This window comes from Enterobacter sp. R4-368 (genome assembly GCF_000410515.1).
Classification (GTDB): domain Bacteria; phylum Pseudomonadota; class Gammaproteobacteria; order Enterobacterales; family Enterobacteriaceae; genus Kosakonia.
The window spans coordinates 4,674,651-4,692,267 of sequence record NC_021500.1 but is presented as its reverse complement, the minus strand read 5'-3'; the positions used below and the strand labels follow the sequence as shown (position 1 = coordinate 4,692,267).

The window sequence follows — 17,617 nt, the reverse complement described above, 5'->3', positions numbered from 1 at the left end:
TAATGAACGAAATGTTTCCATTAGCAAGCGCCGCCGGGATGACCGTCGGCCTTGCCGTTTGTGCGCTGATCATCGGCCTGATTCTGGCGATGATCTTTGCCGTTTGGGAGTCTGTTAAGTGGCGCCCGATTGCCTGGATTGGCACCGCGCTGGTCACCGTACTGCGTGGCTTGCCGGAGATCCTGGTGGTTCTGTTTATCTATTTCGGCTCTTCACAGCTGTTGCTGACGCTCTCTGATGGTTTCACCATTAATCTCGGCGTAGTGCAGATCCCGGTGCAGATGCAGATTGAAAACTTCGACGTTAGCCCGTTTCTGTGCGGTGTGATTGCGCTCTCCCTGCTGTATGCGGCTTACGCCTCGCAAACTTTGCGCGGTGCGTTAAAAGCCGTACCGGACGGGCAGCGGGAATCTGGCCAGGCGCTGGGTTTGTCAAAAGGGGCGATCTTTTTCCGCCTGGTGATGCCGCAAATGTGGCGTCACGCGCTGCCGGGGCTGGGTAACCAGTGGCTGGTACTGCTGAAAGATACCGCGCTGGTATCGCTGATTAGCGTGAACGATTTGATGCTGCAAACTAAAAGCATTGCTACCCGTACGCAGGAACCCTTTACCTGGTATATCGTGGCGGCGGTGATTTACCTGGTTATCACACTGTTGAGTCAGTGGATCCTTAAACGCATCGATATGCGCGCGACCCGCTTTGAACGGAGGCCGGAATAATGCTCGAGTTTTTACCAGAGCTGTTCAAAGGCCTGCACACCAGCCTGACGCTCACTGTGGCCTCGTTGATTGTGGCGCTGATCTTATCGCTGCTGTTTACCATTGTGTTAACGCTGAAAACGCCGGTGCTGACACACATTGTGCGCGGTTATATCACGCTGTTCACTGGTACGCCGCTGCTGGTGCAGATCTTCCTGATTTACTACGGCCCAGGGCAGTTCCCGTCGCTGCAAAACTATCCGGTTATCTGGCATCTGCTCTCGGAACCGTGGCTGTGCGCGCTGCTGGCGCTGTCGCTGAACAGTGCGGCGTACACCACACAGCTATTCTATGGCGCGATTCGCGCCATTCCGGACGGGCAGTGGCAATCCTGCGGCGCGCTCGGGATGAGCAAGAAAGACACGCTGGCGATTTTGCTGCCTTATGCATTTAAACGCGCGCTGTCGTCCTACTCTAACGAAGTGGTGCTGGTGTTTAAAAGTACTTCGCTGGCGTACACCATTACGCTGATGGAAGTGATGGGCCACGGTCAGCTTCTGTATGGTCGCACTTATGACGTCACAGTTTTCGGTGCCGCAGGGCTGATTTATCTGGTGGTCAACGGGTTGTTAACGCTGATGATGCGCCTGATTGAGCGTAAAGCGCTGGCATTTGAACGCCGCAACTAATTGCATAAATAGTAAACTAAGGCGAGCTAATGGTTTCATTACTCGCCTTTTTTATTTGCATGAAAATATATTTAAGCATTTTTATTGAATATAAATTCATTTAATGGCATGGTTAGCGTCACGCTTTAGACACGGCAACAACCATAAGATTGACCGACAGGAGTTCGATAATGAAAAAACTGGTACTCGCCGCCCTTCTCGCTTCGTTCGCCGCTGGTGCTTCTGCGGCAGATAAAATTAACTTCGGTGTTTCCGCCACTTACCCGCCATTTGAATCGATGGATGCCAGCAACAAAATTGTCGGCTTTGATATCGATCTGGCAAACGCGCTGTGCAAACAGATGCAGGCCGAATGTACGTTTACCAATCACGCCTTCGACAGCCTGATCCCGTCGCTGAAATTCAAAAAATATGACGCGGTGATTTCCGGTATGGACATCACCCCGGAACGTAGCAAACAGGTCGCTTTCACCGACCCGTACTACGCTAACTCCGCGTTGGTGATCGCCAAAAAAGATGCCTTTAAATCTTTTGATGATCTGAAAGGCAAACGTATCGGCATGGAAAACGGCACCACGCACCAGAAATACCTGCAGGACAAGCACCCGGAAGTAAAAACCGTGGCTTATGACAGCTATCAGAACGCGATTATTGACCTGAAAAACGGGCGTATCGATGGCGTGTTCGGTGACACCGCCGTGGTCAACGAGTGGCTGAAAACCAACCCGCAGCTGGGCGTAGCGACACCGAAAGTGACCGACCCGCAATACTTCGGCACGGGCCTTGGCATTGCGGTGCGCCCGGATAACAAAGCGCTGCTGGAAAAACTGAACGCCGCGCTGAAAGCGATTAAAGCTGATGGCACTTATCAAAAAATCAGCGATCAGTGGTTCCCGCAGTAATTACCTTTCAGGCCGGGTAGCTCCCGGCCTGTTAACGCAGCGCCCCCGACGTTTCCGTTCCCCGCCCGACAAGCTCCATCGCCACCGGAATGCTTTTATAAGCCGGAATACCGCTTTTGGTATCGTGGCTGTCCAGCGGCACCAGGATATTCGCTTCCGGGTAATACGCGCCGACTGAACCCGGTGCCATATCCAGCACCACAATCGTCAGGTTATCCATGCGCCGCGAGGTGGGGTTACCGTCAGGATCGAGCGCGATAATATTCACCTGGTCACCGACGCGTAACTGCCGCGTTTCTGCCTCATCGGCATTAATAAACAGTACATCGCGCCGCCCGGTCACTCCGCGATAGCGATCGTTAAGTCCGTACAGCGTAGTGTTGTATTGATCGTGGCTGCGCAAAGTGGTTAATACCAGATCGTGACATTTCAGCGATCGCGGATCTTCGTTAATTCCCTGCATCACTTTGAACTGCGCCAGACCCGAGGGCGTGTTCCATACGCGTTCCGAAGCCGTATTACGTAAACGAAATCCCCCCGGTTTTTTAACCCGCTCGTTGAAATTGCTAAACGCCGGGAAAACCGCTTCGATCGCATCGCGAATAGTGCTGTAGTCGCTGACCATTTTATCCCAGTCCACCACGCTATCCGGCAGAGTTGCTTTCGCCAGCGCGGCCACCAGCGCAGGCTCGGATTTCAGGTGCGGCGAAGCTGGCGTTAAACTCCCGCGCGACGCATGTACCATCGACATCGAATCTTCGACCGTCACGCTCTGCGCGCCCGATGCCTGCATATCCGTTTCCGTGCGCCCTAGCACCGGTAGCAGATAATTATGTTTGCCTAACAGCAGATGCGAGCGGTTCAGTTTCGTCGCCATATGCACCACCAAATCGAGCTTGCGCATCGCCGGGAAAGTGGTTTGCGGATCAGAAATCGCTTCCGCCAGGTTGCCGCCAAGGCACAAAAGCGCATTCACTTTGCCATCGCGCATCGCCTGGATAGCGGCCACCGCGCCGTGCCCATGTTGCCGTGGCGGCTTGAAACCAAATACCTTTTCAATATTGTCCAGCAACTCGGGATACGGGATCTCAGTAATGCCCACCGTGCGGTCACCCTGCACATTCGAGTGGCCGCGCAGCGGGCAGATGCCCGCCCCTTGCTTACCTATGTTGCCGCGCATCAGTAGCAAGTTGGCAATTTGCTGCACATTCTGCGTACCGTACTGGTGCTGGGTGATCCCCATGCCGTAACAGATAATGGTGCGTTCGGCACTGGCGTACAGCCGGGCGATATTCTGGATCTCTTTGCGCTCCATGCCAGAGACTTTAAGAATGTGTTGCCAGTCGGTCGCGTCGAGATCGGCTTTCAGCGCCTCAAACCCTTGCGTATGCTGGTGAATAAACGCCTCATCAATCACGCCAGGCTCACCTTTCGCCAGCGCCTCTTCGTGCATCGACAGCAGGATTTTCATCACCCCTTTCAGCATTGCCGCGTCACCGCCCACCCGCACTTTGTAGTAGGTCGAAGCCAGCTTCGTGGAGCTTAGCGCCAGCATTTCAATCGGGCTTTGTGGCGACGTGAACCGCTCAAGCCCCCTTTCGCGCAGCGGATTGATGGCCACGATCGTCGCGCCGCGTTTTGATACTTCGCGAAGCGTGCCAAGCATTCTGGGGTGGTTGGTTCCGGGGTTGTGGCCGATGCACAACACCAGATCACAGTGGTCGAAATCTTCCAGTTCCACCGTGCCTTTACCAACTCCAATGGATTCCGGTAAACCCACGCTGGTCGGCTCATGGCACATATTGGAGCAGTCCGGGAAGTTATTGGTGCCATATTCGCGGGCAAACAGTTGCCACAGAAAAGCGGCTTCGTTGGAGGCGCGTCCGGAGGTATAAAACTCGACGCTGTTGGGATCGTCGTAGCCGCGCAGAAGTTCACCAATCTCGCGAAAGGCGGTATCCCAGTCGATGGGCTGATAGGTATCGCTGGCGGCGTCATACTTCATCGGGTGGGTTAAACGCCCTTCGCCTTCCAGCTCAAACGCGTTCCTGTTCCACAACTCACTGACCGTATGCGCCGCGAAGAATTCCGGCGTCGTGCGTTTACTGGTGGCTTCCCACGACACCGCTTTCGCGCCATTTTCACAAAATTCAAACGACGAGGTATGTTGCGGATCGGGCCACGCGCAGCCGGGGCAGTCGAACCCCTGCGGTTGATTAACTTTGAACAGCGCGATGACGTCCTGTTTCACCGACATTTGCCCGCGCAGTGCATCCGCGACTGCTTTCAGCGCGCCCCAGCCACCTGCCGAACCGCCATACGGCGCGATACCTGTTGTCCGATTTTGATCTTTCATGTTGCCCCATTTTTCTGTGACCAGCGTTGGCTTAAGCCTGGTACAGAAAACGCGGGCTGGAGCGGCATAACAGGAACTTAGTCGCACTAAGTTCTTAAAAAATGTTTCCGCGTTGCGCTGGGATCAGCGTTTAACCAACAGCGTCAACACCTCGTAATGCGCGGTATGCGGGAACATATCGAACAGTTGAACGCGCTCAATGCGATAACCCGGCAGCAGGCGAATATCTTTCGCCATCGAACTGGCGTTGCAGCTGGAGTAGATGATGTACGGCGGTGCCATGTGGCTTAAATAGTCGCACAGCGCCGCGCCAATCCCACGCCGGGGCGGGTTAACCAGCACCAGCTCAGGAATATCAAGCGAAGCGGTAGCAAACTGGGTGGAATCCAGCGCCTGGAATTGCAGATTTTGTAAGCCAAGCGCTTGTGCCGATTGCGTGGCGCAGGCAATCGCTTCCGGGGCGATTTCAATACCGGTCAGGCGCATCTCCGGCGTTGCGCAGTGCAGACCAAAACCGCCGACGCCGCAAAATAGATCCCACATATGGTTAACCGGCAGCGCCCGAACCCAGTTGCGGGCGGTCGCGTACAACGCGCTGGCAACGGTCGGGTTGGTCTGGAAAAAACTCTGCGGGCGGATCCATAGCGGCACGCCGTTAAAGTTTTCCGCCAGCGCCTGCTGCCCGGTGAGAAAAATCTCCGTCTCACCTTCCATGATCGCCATATGTACTGGCTGGATATTGGCGGAAATCACTTTCAGTTGCGGTAATTGTGCTTGTAACTCAGGCAACGCCGCGCGCAATTGGGCGAGTTTCGCCTCCGAGCGCAGCACAAAGCGCAGCATCATGCCGCCATCCTGCTGGCTTTCAGTCAGCAGCAGGTATTTCAGCTCACCGCGTTTACGCGCCACGTTGTAAGGCGTTAACCCGGCGCGGGCAATAAACGGTTTGAGCGCGGCAAAAACCGGAGCGAAAGTCTGCGGATAGAGCGGGCAGTCGGTGAGATCTTCCGGCGTCCCGTCACGATGCAGCATCCCAAACAGCGGTTTTTCTACGCTGCCGCTGACCACCATTTTGGCTTTATTACGAAAACCCTGCTCCGGGCCACTTACTGGCGAACACCACTCGGCAACAGGCAAGCCGTCCAGCAGCGTGTGGAGATCGTCCATTTTCGCGGTAAGTTGCTGTGAGACCGGTTGTTCTATCCATTGACAGGAACGACAACGACCAGCATCGAAGAGAGCGCACTGCATAGTAAAGCCTTTCATTTTGCGGGGCCGGGATTGTACCACCGTTATTGCAGGCGGAAAAAGCGCCGGCTGGGCGCGGGAACAAACAGCAGGAATAACACCAGCAGATCCGGGAGTTTTTGCATCACTAACGCCTGGAAAATCTCCCGCCGGGAACCACCCGCAATACTGAACAGTTCCGGATAGCCATACCCGAGCGAAGCGGCCCATAAATAACCGGTCGCCACCATCTGCGTGGCGAGGTAAAGCCAGCGCGCCCAACGACGCCCTTTAACCACCGAGAAAGCACAGAGAATTTCGACAAACACTAAAAACAGGCTGCCAAGGAAAACCAGCGTCAGGCTCCAGGTCTGCGCGCTGCGCTGCACAAAATCGAGCAGGCCGCGCCAACCCAGCAAATTCAGTATCATCAATACATCCACACAGCGAATCATAATAATGGCGATGGCCGCCACCTGCACCAGCGCTGGCACATTCAATTTCGCGTGATGAGCGGTTTTCTTGAAGAACCCCAATCCGATGATTTCCCTGTGAAAAATGCCGCGACAAGCGCGGCATCAGCAACACAATTTCACGATTCTAATAAGTTCAGCCTTGTCTTGCACGCTGGATATCACGGATCCGCTGTTTTTCCGCCCGCGCCATTAAATACCAGGCGATAAAACCAACAATCCCGACCACGCCAAGGATAAGTGTCGCCAGCGCGTTGATTTCCGGGTTCACCCCCATGCGCACGCTGGAGAAGACCAGCATCGGCAATGTCGTCGCTCCCGGCCCCGAAACAAAACTGGCGATCACCAGGTCATCCAGCGACAGGGTAAAGGCCAAAAGCCAGCCGGAAACAATCGCCGGCATGATCATTGGCAGCGTGATAACGAAGAACACTTTAAGCGGTGTCGCACCAAGATCCATTGCCGCCTCTTCAACGGAGCGGTCCAGTTCGCGCAGACGCGAGGAGATAACCACGGCAACATAAGCGGTACAGAAGGTCACATGGGCCAGCCAGATAGTGAGCATCCCGCGATCGGCGGGCCAGCCAATCGCATGGCCGAGCGCCACAAACAGCAGCAGCAGCGACAAGCCGGTGATCACATCCGGCATCACCAGCGGTGCCGTTATCATAAAGGCGAAACCGTTTGAGCCACGAAAGCGGCCAAAACGCACCATTACCACCGCCGCGATAGTCCCCAGCACCGCCGCCATTGTCGCCGCACAAGCGGCGATGGTCAGGCTTAACCCCACCGCGCTCATCATGGCGTCGTCGTGAAACAGCTCTCCATACCAGCGCGTCGACCAGCCCGCCCACACGGTCACCAGTCTTGAGCTGTTAAAGGAGTAGATCACCAGCATCAGCATTGGCGCGTACAGGAACGTAAAACCGAGCACGAGGATCAAAATGCGCCACGGAGAGCGCACTACCGGTAAGTTGTTCATGCGTGGTCCTCCCCTTGTTTCTGCTGATGTTTGTGGAACCACATGATCGGCACAATCAGCAACAGCAGCATAATCACCGCCACCGCCGAAGCCACCGGCCAGTCGCGGTTATTAAAGAACTCCTGCCACAACACACGACCGATCATAATGCTGTCCGGGCCACCGAGCAGTTCCGGGATGACAAACTCGCCAACTGCCGGAATGAACACCAGCATCGATCCGGCAATAATCCCGCCTTTGGTCAACGGCACAATCACGCTGAAAAAGGTTTTCAGCGGGCGCGCCCCAAGATCCAGTGAGGCTTCCACCAGTGAATAATCGATACGCGTCAGCGCGGTATAAATCGGCAACACCATAAACGGCAAATAGGCATAAACAATCCCGATATATACCGCGAGATTGGTATGCAGGATCGTCAACGGCTGATCGATAACCCCCAGCCACATCAGGAAGTTATTCAACACGCCGTTATTTTTCAGGATCCCCATCCACGCATACACGCGGATGAGAAACGACGTCCACGACGGCAAAATCACCAGCAGCAGCAGAATATTGCGCGTCGACGGTTTGCTGTGCGCCACAGCCCAGGCCAGCGGATACCCCAGCAGCAGACAACAAAGCGTTGAGATCGCCGCCACCTGTAACGACTGCAGATAGGCTTCAAAATAGAGCGGGTCGTCGGTAAGTTGCAGGAAGTTGCCGATATTCAGCGTGACCGTCAGTTGGCTGTCCGCCCACTCGATAAGATCGGTATACGGCGGGATCTGCCGCGCCATCTCTGCAAGGCTGATTTTGAACACAATCAAAAACGGCAGCAGAAACAGCAAAGTCAGCCAAATATAGGGCAGCGCAATAACCAGTTTGCGCCCGTGACGCATCTGCATGCGCCCCAGCCATAAAGTGAAACCGCCCGGTTTTTCGACGCGGGACGGTGGCTCCAGTGTACTCATCGCCGCTCCTTAAACCGTCAGAACCACACAACTATCGGCATCCCAGCAGAGGCGAACTTCATCGCCCCAGGTTGGCGCGCCTTTACGGTAGCGATGCGCGTTCTGCAACTGGGCGCTGATCATCTGCCCGCTTTGCAAACGCACGTGATAAATAGAGAGGTCGCCAAGGTAGGCGATATGCACCACTTCCCCGACGGCAAAGTTATAGCCGTCGGCTGGTGGATCTTCGCAGAGCATGATCTTTTCCGGGCGCAGCGCCACGAACACCGGCACGTTATCCACCACCGACGCATCGGCGTCCACTTTCAGCGGATGCACCAGCCCCGGGGAGTCGATCACCAGACCATCTTCCTGACGCTCTTTCAGCAGCCCTTCGAACACATTCACCGAACCGATAAACTCGGCGCTGTAACGCGTGGTCGGGTGCTCGTAGATCTCTTCCGGTTCGCCGATTTGCACAAACTTCCCGCGGTTCATGATGGCGATACGCCCGGCCATGGTCATCGCCTCTTCCTGGTCGTGGGTCACCATGACGCAGGTCACGCCAACACGCTCAAGAATATCCACCACTTCGAGCTGCATCCGGTCGCGCAGCTTTTTATCGAGCGCGCCCATCGGTTCATCCAGCAGCAGCAGTTTCGGCCGTTTCGCCAGGCTGCGCGCCAGCGCCACGCGTTGGCGCTGACCGCCGGAAAGCTGATGCGGCTTACGTTTGGCGTACTCGCTCATGTGCACCAGGTGCAACATTTCGGCCACGCGGCTGGCGATTTCCCCTTTCGGCAACTTGTCCTGTTTAAGGCCGAAAGCAATGTTCTGTTCCACGGTCATATGCGGAAAGAGCGCGTAGGACTGGAACATCATATTGATCGGGCGCAAATAGGGCGGCACATGCGCCAGGTCTACGCCATCAAGCATGATTTGCCCGTGGGTAGGCAGCTCAAAACCGGCGAGCATGCGCAGCAATGTTGATTTGCCGCAGCCGGACGCACCAAGCAGGGCAAAAATTTCACCTTTATAAATCGTCAGACTGACATCATCAACGGCGTGCTGACCATCAAAGGATTTGGTCAGATTGCGAATTTCCAGCAGCGGCGTCAGATCCTTGCGGCTCTTCGCCTGTGGGCGGGGGATAGCGTCATTCACTCAAGTGCTCTCCGGCAAAAACATCAACCCGTTTCAACGAGTTGTCGTACAAATGACTGGACAGAGGCGCATCACCTCTGTCCATTTTTGGGGCAGGCGCACCGCCACGGTGCAGCCTTATCACCTGTCAGGTGATTGAATTATTTGCCGCTTTTAACTTTAGTCCACGCGCGGGTTCTTACGCGGTCGATTTTCGGATCCTGGACTTTCAGCGTAAAGAGTTTGGCGAAAACATCCGGCGGCGGGAAGATAGCCGGGTTATCACGCACTTCCGCGCTGATCAGCGGAACCGAGGCTTTGTTACCGTTCGCGTAGAACACATGATCGCTGATATGGGCAATCACATCCGGGCGCATCAGGTAGTTGAGGAACTGATAGGCTTCGTCTTTATTTTTGGCATCAGCCGGCATCGCGAAGACATCGAAGAACGCCAGCGCGCCCTCTTTGGGAATGGTGTAAGTGATATTTACGCCATTCTTCGCTTCTTTCGCGCGGTTTGCCGCCTGCCACACATCACCCGCCCAGCCAATAGCCACGCAGATGTCGCCATTTGCCAGGTCATTAATGTACTGAGAAGAGTGGAAATAACGAATGTTCGGGCGCAGTTTTAACAGCAGGTCGGTTGCGGCAACGCTGTAATCATCCGCTTTGCTGCTGTTCGGATCTTTGCCGAGGTAATTAAGCACGGTGGCAAAAATCTCTTCCGGCGCATCAAGGAATGAGACGCCGCAGCTTTTCAGTTTTTCCAGGTTTTCCGGCTTCAGCACCAGATCCCAGCTGTTTACCGGCGCGTCTTTGCCGAGCGCGGCTTTCACTTTGTCAATGTTATAGCCAATACCGGTGGTGGCCCACAGGTACGGAATAGCGTATTTGTTGTCAGGGTCGTGTTTGGCGACCATTTTCAGCACGTCTGGATCGAGGTTTTTCCAGTTCGGCAGTTTGCTCTTATCCAGCGGCTGGAATACCCCGGCGGCCAACTGGCGCTCAAGGAAACTCGCGGACGGCACCACCAGGTCGAAGCCGGTGCTGCCCGCCATCAGTTTGCCTTCCAGCACTTCGTTGGAGTCAAACACGTCATAAATGACTTTGATGCCCGTCTCTTTTTCAAAATTCGCGACGGTGTCCGGCGCAATATAATCAGACCAGTTATAAACATGCAGTGTCTTTTGCTCGGCTGCGAGCGTGCTGGCAGAGACAGCCATCAACGCACCCGCGACAAGACCTGATACCCATTTTTTGCTCAAGGCGGTCATATCTCATTCCTTCTGGAAAGTCCGTTAACATACGAACTAAATGTACGCATCATAAGATATGCAAGAATCATGCATATTTTGTCACTCTGCACAGCCCCGGAGAAGAAAACGCTTCCGGCTGACACCGCATGCTGTTTTAAGCATCGCAAGAATAACTGTAGCCAGGGTTTGAGGCTATAGGTCAGATTAAAAAACGCCTTTTATCAATTTTTTATGCAGGATACGTCTATGTGATAAGCCGTTACACGAGGAATAGCGGTGAAAAATTCTTTAAGGAAAGGTTAATAGCAGAATAAAAATATTTATTATGCAGCCGCCGTGGTAGCGACTGCGTTAATGCTGCACAGAGTCAGTGGAGAAAATTGTGCGACTCTTCACCTGCCACCATCTCTTCTTCGCCTGGCGTGAACAGCAGTTGATGTGCGTTGGCTTCCATAATGACCATTGAAATCTGCTCTTCGCTCTGGCGCATAAACCAGGCGAACTGTTCAAACGTAATGGCAGGCCCGACGCATAAAGACTGGCAAACCACCAGCTTCGGCAGATTATCATCCTGAAGGTCGAGGAATGCTTTCACGGTCAAAGAACTGGCATTAATGGCGGAGAGATCGGCAGCCAGCGCCAGCAGTGCCGACGGTTTGACTTCCGCCATGGCGGTAAACAGCACAACGTCATTAACAAGGTCGACTTTTGCATCAAACACGCCATCAAAATTTTGCATGTGCGGCAGGTGCAGCGCCTGGCAGTTATCGCACTCAAAAAAATTAATGCCCAGTTCATCCAGCCAGTGACGCAGCGTGTCCAGACCCGGAACGACGAGTGAATCCATAAAGCAGTGCTCTCTTAGCGAAAAAATTGGCCATAGCTTACGCAAAAAGGCCAGAACGTACCATTCATTGCGCGGGAAAATCGCCTCAGCCGCCGGTTTTTAGGCAAAAACCCGGCGTTGCCTGGCGTTCGATCCACTGGATCATGCGGCCCGCAATATCGATGCCGGTGGTTTTTTCAATGCCTTCCAGCCCGGGCGATGCGTTAACTTCCATCACCAGCGGGCCACGTTCGGCGCGCAGGATGTCGACGCCAGCCACATCCAGCCCCAGCGTTTGCGCAGCAGCCAGCGCGATTTCACGCTCACGCTCGGTGATATGTGCCACCAGCGCCTTGCCGCCGCGATGCAAGTTAGAGCGAAAATCCCCCTCTTTCGCCCGGCGTTCAATGGCGGCGACCACATCATTGCCGACGACCAGACAGCGAATATCGGTTCCCTTCGCTTCGGCAATAAACTCCTGCACCAGGATATGCGCATTCAGACCGCGAAAAGCGTCAATTACGCTCTCCGCTGCCTGGCGGGTTTCCGCCAGCACCACGCCGATGCCCTGCGTCCCTTCCACCAGCTTCACCACCAGCGGCGCGCCGCCGACCATATCAATTAAATCGCTGGTATCGTCTGGTGAATGGGCAATGCCGGTTACCGGCAGATCAATCCCCTGGCGCGCCAGTAACTGCAACGAACGCAGCTTGTCTCTGGCGCGGGTGATCGCCACCGACTCATTGAGCGGATAACTGCCAAGAATTTCAAACTGACGCAGCGCGGCGGTGCCGTAAAAGGTGATGGCCGAGCCGATACGCGGGATCACCGCATCGAAATGCGGCAGCTGGCGGCCTTTGTAATGAATGGACGAGGCCGCCGGGCTGATATTCATATAACAGGAAAGCGGATCGAGGATCTCGACCAGATGACCGCGCTGCATCGCCGCTTCGCGCAGGCGTTTACACGAATAGAGCGTTCCATCCCGGGACAATATGGCAATTTTCACCCTGCACCTCTCTAAAAAGACCTGTCAAAGCAGGCGTATGATACACGCAGCGACGTGCAGGATGAACGGGAATTAGCGTGTCGCCCATCCCTGTTTATGCAAATAGTCGAGAATAAACGGGCGGCTCTCTTTAATGATGGTGCGGCGGATATGATCGCTCCAGGTGTCACGCCGCGTATTGCTGTCGCGCGTCATATAGTAGTGGGCGATCTCCTCGTCATATTGCGCCAGCACATCTTTATCCAGCGGCTGATAGCGGTTTTCATGCACCACCAGTTGCGCAGGCAGACGCGGTTTCTTATCCGGCGTGTCGGCAGGCCAGCCAAGGCACAGGCCAAACAGCGGTAACACATGTTTTGGCACCTGCAATAACTCACCTACGGCTTCAATGCTGTTACGAATTCCACCGATATAAACGCCACCCAGCCCGAGCGATTCTGCCGCAGTGAAAGCGTTTTGCGCCATCAGCGCGGTATCGACTACGCCGAGCAGCAACTGCTCCGCCAGCCCAGGATTCGCCTCTGGGCAAATCTGGAAATTACGATGGAAATCAGCGCAGAACACCCAAAATTCCGCCGCCTGCGCCACATGTTGTTGCCCGCCGGTGAGCGTCACCAGTTGCTGTCGTAGCGCAGGATCGGTGATGCGAATTATCGAACTGCATTGTAAAAAGCTGGAGCTGGATGTTGCCTGCGCGCTGGCGATAATCGCCTCGCGCTGCGCCTGGGTAATCGGTTGATCGGTAAAATGGCGAATGGAGCGATGGGCGCACAGCAATTCAATAGTTGGTGTCATGAATAATCCCCCAAATAAACAAGACCCTCAGTATAGGCGAAGCCTGCATCCTCGTTGTATCCGCAATTTGCGCTGAAAGGTTGCAAAGATTAAAGCAACAGGCATAACCTGCTTTTCATTACGCACAGTTATGGTCATGATAACCGGCAGTTACCTTCAGATTTGGGAGAGAGTATGTTTGCTGTAATTTTTGGCCGCCCTGGCTGCCCATACTGTGTACGCGCAAAAGAACTGGCAGAAAAGCTGACCGCCGAGCGTGATGATTTCAACTATCGCTACGTGGATATTCACGCGGAAGGCATCACCAAAGCCGACCTGGAAAAAACCGTCGGGAAACCGGTTGAAACTGTGCCGCAGATTTTCCTCGACCAGAAACACATTGGCGGCTGCACCGATTTCGAGGCCTATGCCAAAGAACATTTCGGCCTGTTTGCCTGAGCCGAGCAACGCCCTCTTTCTGAGGGCGTTTTATTTCTTGCAGCGCAGAATTTTGCGCACAAAAAGATAGAATAACCCGCCCATTCCGCACCAGAAAATCGCGCTGAACAACCAGGCAATAACCTGCCAGTTCGACTGCGAAGAGGCTAAATGCAGGTAAATCAGCATGTAGCAGAATGGAGCCGCCAGCACGGCGCCGAAAAGCGGCACGATCGCTTTGCGTCGGCGAGCAATCAGCCCACCGACAATACCGGGAAACGTGAAAAGCAGTAAGCCTAATTCAGGATTACCGGACACGGGTAGCGCGCCGTTCATATTTATGACCAGCAACAAACACACCGCAATAAAAAGTAATGCGCAGCAAATAACGCCGACCCGACTTCGCCTGTTCTTCAAACACGCCTCCTGACTTTTTCTCTATCGCACTAACAACTCGTTCAAAAGAATGTCCGGACAGATAAAGCGTTGCGGCAATCCGTGCCAGAAAAGCACCCACGTAAATACGCGATTCTCACTAGCCGTTGTAATCTAATACGATTAAACTAGCGGCCTGTTTTTGTTTTGTGAGGAGTGTCTGGTGTTGCACCGCTTTTTTCGTACGCCAGCGCATGAGCAAAACACTAGCTCAAATAACCATTTCTTTCAACAGCTTACAAGTAAACAAGAAGTTAGCCTCCGTGAATATAAACGTCGCAGATTTGTTAAACGGGAATTACATACTGTTATTGTTTGTCGTTCTGGCACTCGGACTTTGTCTCGGTAAATTACGACTGGGTTCTGTTCAACTCGGTAATTCCATTGGCGTTTTAGTGGTTTCATTATTATTAGGCCAGCAGCATTTCAGCATTAACACGGATGCACTTAATCTTGGCTTTATGCTGTTTATTTTTTGCGTTGGTGTTGAAGCCGGACCAAACTTTTTCTCTATTTTTTTTCGCGACGGTAAGAATTACCTCATGCTGGCGCTGGTATTAGTGGGCAGCGCGCTGTTGATCGCTTTAGGCCTTGGCAAACTGTTCGGCTGGGATATTGGCCTGACGGCAGGCATGCTGGCCGGTTCGATGACCTCGACACCAGTTCTGGTGGGCGCAGGCGACACACTGCGTCATTCCGGTATGGAAAACGGACAACTCTCCAGTGCGCTGGATAACCTCAGCCTCGGTTATGCCCTGACCTATCTGATTGGTCTGGTGAGTCTGATTTTCGGCGCACGTTATTTGCCGAAATTGCAGCACCAGGATTTACAGACCAGCGCCCAGCAGATCGCCCGCGAACGCGGTCTGGACACAGATGCGCACCGTAAAGTGTATCTGCCGGTGATCCGCGCCTACCGCGTGGGGCCGGAGCTGGTGGCATGGGCCGATGGTAAAAACCTGCGCGAGCTGGGGATCTACCGCCAGACAGGATGTTATATCGAGCGCATTCGCCGCAATGGCATTCTCGCCAGCCCCGACGGTGATGCCGTACTGCAAATGGGCGACGAAATTTCGCTGGTCGGTTACCCGGATGCGCACGCGCGCCTTGACCCGAGCTTTCGCAACGGCAAGGAGGTGTTCGACCGCGATCTGCTCGACATGCGTATCGTCACCGAAGAAGTGGTGGTCAAAAACCATAACGTGGTCGGTCGTCGCCTCGCGCAGTTAAAGCTGACCGATCACGGCTGCTTCCTCAACCGCGTGATCCGCAGCCAGATTGAGATGCCGATTGACGACAATATCGTGCTCAACAAGGGTGATGTTTTGCAGGTCAGCGGTGACGCGCGCCGCGTGAAAACCATTGCCGACCGCATCGGCTTTATCTCTATTCACAGCCAGGTCACCGACCTGCTCGCCTTCTGCGCGTTTTTTATTGTCGGCCTGATGATCGGTATGATCACCTTCCAGTTCAGCTCTTTCAGCTTCGGCGTGGGTAACGCCGCCGGCCTTCTGTTCGCCGGGATCATGCTCGGCTTCCTGCGTGCCAACCACCCGACGTTCGGCTATATCCCGCAGGGCGCGCTAATGATGGTGAAAGAGTTTGGCCTGATGGTATTTATGGCGGGCGTGGGCTTAAGCGCCGGTAGCGGCATCGGCAACGGTCTTGGCGCAGTAGGCGGCCAGATGCTGATCGCCGGGCTTATTGTCAGCCTGGTACCGGTGCTAATTTGTTTTCTGTTTGGCGCGTATGTGTTGAAAATGAACCGTGCTCTGCTGTTCGGCGCGATGATGGGGGCGCGCACCTGCGCTCCGGCAATGGAGATCATCAGCGATACAGCGCGCAGCAATATCCCGGCGCTGGGCTATGCGGGCACCTACGCCATCGCCAACGTTCTGCTGACGCTTGCGGGGACATTAATCATCATTATCTGGCCTGGTCTCGGATAAGTCTGAAGCTGAGAAATATTTCAGTTATGCGCAGAACTTTTTTGTGGGGCGTCAGTCATAACTAGTGCCACTGCTTTTCTTTGATGTCCCCATTTTGTGGAGCCCATCAACCCCGCCGCTTAGGTTCAAGGTTGATGGGTTTTTTGTTGCCTTTTTCCCATTATCCTTCCTCGATTTGAACCGATAAGAAGCCTGTGTTTCGCCTTCCCTCTGCCGCTGGCGAAGCAACAAAGATTTGGTAATATCGATGCCGAAAACAGCATAACTTGATATAACGGGACGACGATGAAAGCGGAAGAAAACATACTTGAAAGTTGGTTAAAAAAATCATTATACCGCGATGTTTTTTATAAAATCGGTATGTGGTGCATTATCTCCATTATCTCGTTTTATATTGCAGGAAAAACAGCGAATTTTGATATCGCAAATTATCTGCTTAGTTTTCTGGATAAAAGTATGCCGCAAATTAATTACGGCTGGATGGTGTTATGTATTATTATCCCGATCTCATTTTTCATGAAAGATATGGAAGCAATGAAACCCGACACATGGGGAATGGACACCCTGCGAGGCAGGTTTGGCGCAGCCCTGCGCAAAGTGACCAGCGACCTGCTGCTGTGGTCCGCCGGGATTTCTACCGCATTACTGACAACATCATTAATTGCGCTGGCGATTCTCTTTTACAGAGAACCTCAAGTGACCTATAAAAGCCTTGCGCAAATCGTATTTGTATTAATGGTATTATTCATTTTCTTATTTGCCAATATATGGTGTTATTTCATATTAAAACGCAACAACGCTGTACTCTTTTCTATTATGAATAGTCAGCGCGGAATAAAGTTAGGTCATCTTGTTATTATTCTGTTGTGTTTGTACGCTGCGCATAAAATATCTGTCGATATCGACAAAAAAGCAACAACGGAACAATCGCAGCCCAAAACCTCTTAAAACGCCAGACGAAACCATATCGCCCACAGCACATAAACGCCTCCTGCTAAAAAGCAGAGCCCGTAGGCCCATACAATCCCCGCTTCGCGACGCAGGTAGAACTTAAGCGGGTTGCGGTGCAGATTCGCGGCGTTATAGGTTTTATGAAAATGCGTCATCTGTTGTGCACCTTTGCTGATAAGCGCAAAGAAAAAACTCACCGTTATGATCATCGCAAACGCCATATAACATTTTAAAAACAGCCTGAGACCGGTAAGCACCCACGGACCGGAGTCTCTGCTAACACCCGCAACGCCGTGCTTTTTCAGCATAATGGCAGCACCGCTCAACATCAGATGCACAAGCAAAAAAAGGGCAAAATGTTTCGCATTGGTGGCAAAGGTATTTTTTAAAGTGATACCAAAGATCCAGGCGAGAAACGCTGCCACGGATATTAGCCACATTACAGTGTCTAAAAACATTTTATTCCTTTTCAATGGGTTGTTTGAATTACCTATTTTTGCATTAATACTAAAGCAATCGCCAGCGCCGTGTTTTTCATTGTGCTCTTTTTTAACCATTACCCGACACCGTAAGGAGCCCC

At 53.4% G+C, this 17,617-nt stretch carries 18 protein-coding genes; 6 read left to right on the top strand and 12 right to left on the bottom strand.

Annotated features, from left to right (window positions below; translation table 11 throughout):
- Window positions 1–2: 2 nt before the first annotated feature.
- The 3 genes from artQ to artJ all read left to right on the top strand — a co-directional run bounded on the left by artQ (window position 3) and on the right by artJ (window position 2,289).
- Window positions 3–719, top strand: coding sequence for an arginine ABC transporter permease ArtQ (artQ, locus tag H650_RS21915; RefSeq protein WP_020457198.1), 717 nt, complete (start codon window positions 3–5; stop codon window positions 717–719).
- A complete protein-coding gene (gene artM / locus H650_RS21910; RefSeq protein ID WP_017456142.1) occupies window positions 719–1,387 on the top strand; it encodes an arginine ABC transporter permease ArtM in 669 nt (222 codons plus the stop codon). The genes artQ and artM overlap by 1 nt, the downstream gene beginning before the upstream one ends.
- Window positions 1,388–1,557: 170 nt before the next feature.
- Entirely contained in the window at window positions 1,558–2,289 is a 732-nt protein-coding gene (gene artJ, locus H650_RS21905; protein ID WP_020457197.1) for an arginine ABC transporter substrate-binding protein ArtJ, read from the top strand.
- A 31-nt stretch (window positions 2,290–2,320) separates the two neighbouring features.
- On the opposite strand, the gene H650_RS21900 is transcribed toward artJ, so the two are convergent.
- The 10 genes from H650_RS21900 to nfsA form a co-directional block, all read right to left on the bottom strand.
- Entirely contained in the window at window positions 2,321–4,645 is a 2,325-nt protein-coding gene (locus H650_RS21900; protein WP_020457196.1) for an FdhF/YdeP family oxidoreductase, read from the bottom strand.
- A 123-nt stretch (window positions 4,646–4,768) separates the two neighbouring features.
- Entirely contained in the window at window positions 4,769–5,896 is a 1,128-nt protein-coding gene (gene rlmC / locus H650_RS21895) for a 23S rRNA (uracil(747)-C(5))-methyltransferase RlmC (RefSeq protein ID WP_044489601.1), read from the bottom strand.
- A 41-nt stretch (window positions 5,897–5,937) separates the two neighbouring features.
- Window positions 5,938–6,408 (bottom strand): YbjO family protein, encoded by a 471-nt coding sequence (locus H650_RS21890; RefSeq protein ID WP_020457194.1) that lies wholly within the window; start codon window positions 6,406–6,408, stop codon window positions 5,938–5,940.
- Between the two features lie 73 nt (window positions 6,409–6,481).
- Window positions 6,482–7,327, bottom strand: coding sequence for a putrescine ABC transporter permease PotI (potI, locus tag H650_RS21885; RefSeq protein WP_020457193.1), 846 nt, complete (start codon window positions 7,325–7,327; stop codon window positions 6,482–6,484).
- Entirely contained in the window at window positions 7,324–8,277 is a 954-nt protein-coding gene (gene potH / locus H650_RS21880) for a putrescine ABC transporter permease PotH (RefSeq protein WP_020457192.1), read from the bottom strand. Before potH ends, potI begins: the two co-directional genes overlap by 4 nt.
- Before the next feature lie 9 nt (window positions 8,278–8,286).
- Complete coding sequence (potG, locus tag H650_RS21875; protein ID WP_020457191.1) at window positions 8,287–9,420, bottom strand: putrescine ABC transporter ATP-binding subunit PotG; 1,134 nt, start codon at window positions 9,418–9,420, stop codon at window positions 8,287–8,289.
- Between the two features lie 140 nt (window positions 9,421–9,560).
- A complete protein-coding gene (gene potF, locus H650_RS21870) occupies window positions 9,561–10,673 on the bottom strand; it encodes a spermidine/putrescine ABC transporter substrate-binding protein PotF (RefSeq protein WP_020457190.1) in 1,113 nt (370 codons plus the stop codon).
- Between the two features lie 349 nt (window positions 10,674–11,022).
- Window positions 11,023–11,502, bottom strand: a complete 480-nt coding sequence (locus H650_RS21865; RefSeq protein WP_020457189.1) for a type III secretion system chaperone family protein — start codon at window positions 11,500–11,502, stop codon at window positions 11,023–11,025.
- Between the two features lie 85 nt (window positions 11,503–11,587).
- Window positions 11,588–12,490 (bottom strand): 30S ribosomal protein S6--L-glutamate ligase, encoded by a 903-nt coding sequence (gene rimK, locus H650_RS21860; RefSeq protein WP_020457188.1) that lies wholly within the window; start codon window positions 12,488–12,490, stop codon window positions 11,588–11,590.
- 72 nt (window positions 12,491–12,562) lie between these two features.
- A complete protein-coding gene (gene nfsA / locus H650_RS21855; RefSeq protein WP_020457187.1) occupies window positions 12,563–13,285 on the bottom strand; it encodes an oxygen-insensitive NADPH nitroreductase in 723 nt (240 codons plus the stop codon).
- 174 nt (window positions 13,286–13,459) lie between these two features.
- Between nfsA and H650_RS21850 the strand changes: the two genes are divergently transcribed.
- Window positions 13,460–13,723, top strand: a complete 264-nt coding sequence (locus tag H650_RS21850) for a GrxA family glutaredoxin (protein ID WP_017456131.1) — start codon at window positions 13,460–13,462, stop codon at window positions 13,721–13,723.
- Window positions 13,724–13,753: 30 nt separating this feature from the next.
- Here the strand turns inward: H650_RS21850 and ybjM are convergent, their stop codons facing one another.
- Window positions 13,754–14,119: an inner membrane protein YbjM gene (ybjM, locus tag H650_RS21845; protein ID WP_044489600.1), complete on the bottom strand. Its 366-nt coding sequence runs from the start codon at window positions 14,117–14,119 to the stop codon at window positions 13,754–13,756.
- A 281-nt stretch (window positions 14,120–14,400) separates the two neighbouring features.
- Here ybjM and H650_RS21840 point away from each other — a divergent pair, with 281 nt between their 5' ends.
- Window positions 14,401–16,086: an aspartate:alanine antiporter gene (locus H650_RS21840; protein ID WP_020457185.1), complete on the top strand. Its 1,686-nt coding sequence runs from the start codon at window positions 14,401–14,403 to the stop codon at window positions 16,084–16,086.
- 285 nt (window positions 16,087–16,371) lie between these two features.
- Window positions 16,372–17,034 carry a hypothetical protein gene (locus tag H650_RS21835; protein ID WP_020457184.1) on the top strand — a complete coding sequence of 221 codons (663 nt, stop codon included), beginning with the start codon at window positions 16,372–16,374 and terminating at the stop codon, window positions 17,032–17,034.
- On the opposite strand, the gene H650_RS21830 is transcribed toward H650_RS21835, so the two are convergent.
- Window positions 17,031–17,594: a hypothetical protein gene (locus H650_RS21830; protein WP_020457183.1), complete on the bottom strand. Its 564-nt coding sequence runs from the start codon at window positions 17,592–17,594 to the stop codon at window positions 17,031–17,033. The genes H650_RS21835 and H650_RS21830 overlap by 4 nt on opposite strands.
- Window positions 17,595–17,617: the final 23 nt, after the last annotated feature.

Excerpts from the sequence above, each read along its gene's own strand:
- artQ (WP_020457198.1), top strand. The coding sequence starts at position 3 with ATGAACGAAATGTTTCCATTAGCAAGCGCCGCCGGGATGACCGTCGGC.
- artM (WP_017456142.1), top strand. The coding sequence starts at position 719 with ATGCTCGAGTTTTTACCAGAGCTGTTCAAAGGCCTGCACACCAGCCTG.
- artJ (WP_020457197.1), top strand. The coding sequence starts at position 1,558 with ATGAAAAAACTGGTACTCGCCGCCCTTCTCGCTTCGTTCGCCGCTGGT.
- H650_RS21900 (WP_020457196.1), bottom strand. The coding sequence starts at position 4,645 with ATGAAAGATCAAAATCGGACAACAGGTATCGCGCCGTATGGCGGTTCG.
- rlmC (WP_044489601.1), bottom strand. The coding sequence starts at position 5,896 with ATGCAGTGCGCTCTCTTCGATGCTGGTCGTTGTCGTTCCTGTCAATGG.
- potI (WP_020457193.1), bottom strand. The coding sequence starts at position 7,327 with ATGAACAACTTACCGGTAGTGCGCTCTCCGTGGCGCATTTTGATCCTC.
- potH (WP_020457192.1), bottom strand. The coding sequence starts at position 8,277 with ATGAGTACACTGGAGCCACCGTCCCGCGTCGAAAAACCGGGCGGTTTC.
- potF (WP_020457190.1), bottom strand. The coding sequence starts at position 10,673 with ATGACCGCCTTGAGCAAAAAATGGGTATCAGGTCTTGTCGCGGGTGCG.
- H650_RS21865 (WP_020457189.1), bottom strand. The coding sequence starts at position 11,502 with ATGGATTCACTCGTCGTTCCGGGTCTGGACACGCTGCGTCACTGGCTG.
- nfsA (WP_020457187.1), bottom strand. The coding sequence starts at position 13,285 with ATGACACCAACTATTGAATTGCTGTGCGCCCATCGCTCCATTCGCCAT.
- H650_RS21850 (WP_017456131.1), top strand. The coding sequence starts at position 13,460 with ATGTTTGCTGTAATTTTTGGCCGCCCTGGCTGCCCATACTGTGTACGC.
- H650_RS21835 (WP_020457184.1), top strand. The coding sequence starts at position 16,372 with ATGAAAGCGGAAGAAAACATACTTGAAAGTTGGTTAAAAAAATCATTA.
- H650_RS21830 (WP_020457183.1), bottom strand. The coding sequence starts at position 17,594 with ATGGTTAAAAAAGAGCACAATGAAAAACACGGCGCTGGCGATTGCTTT.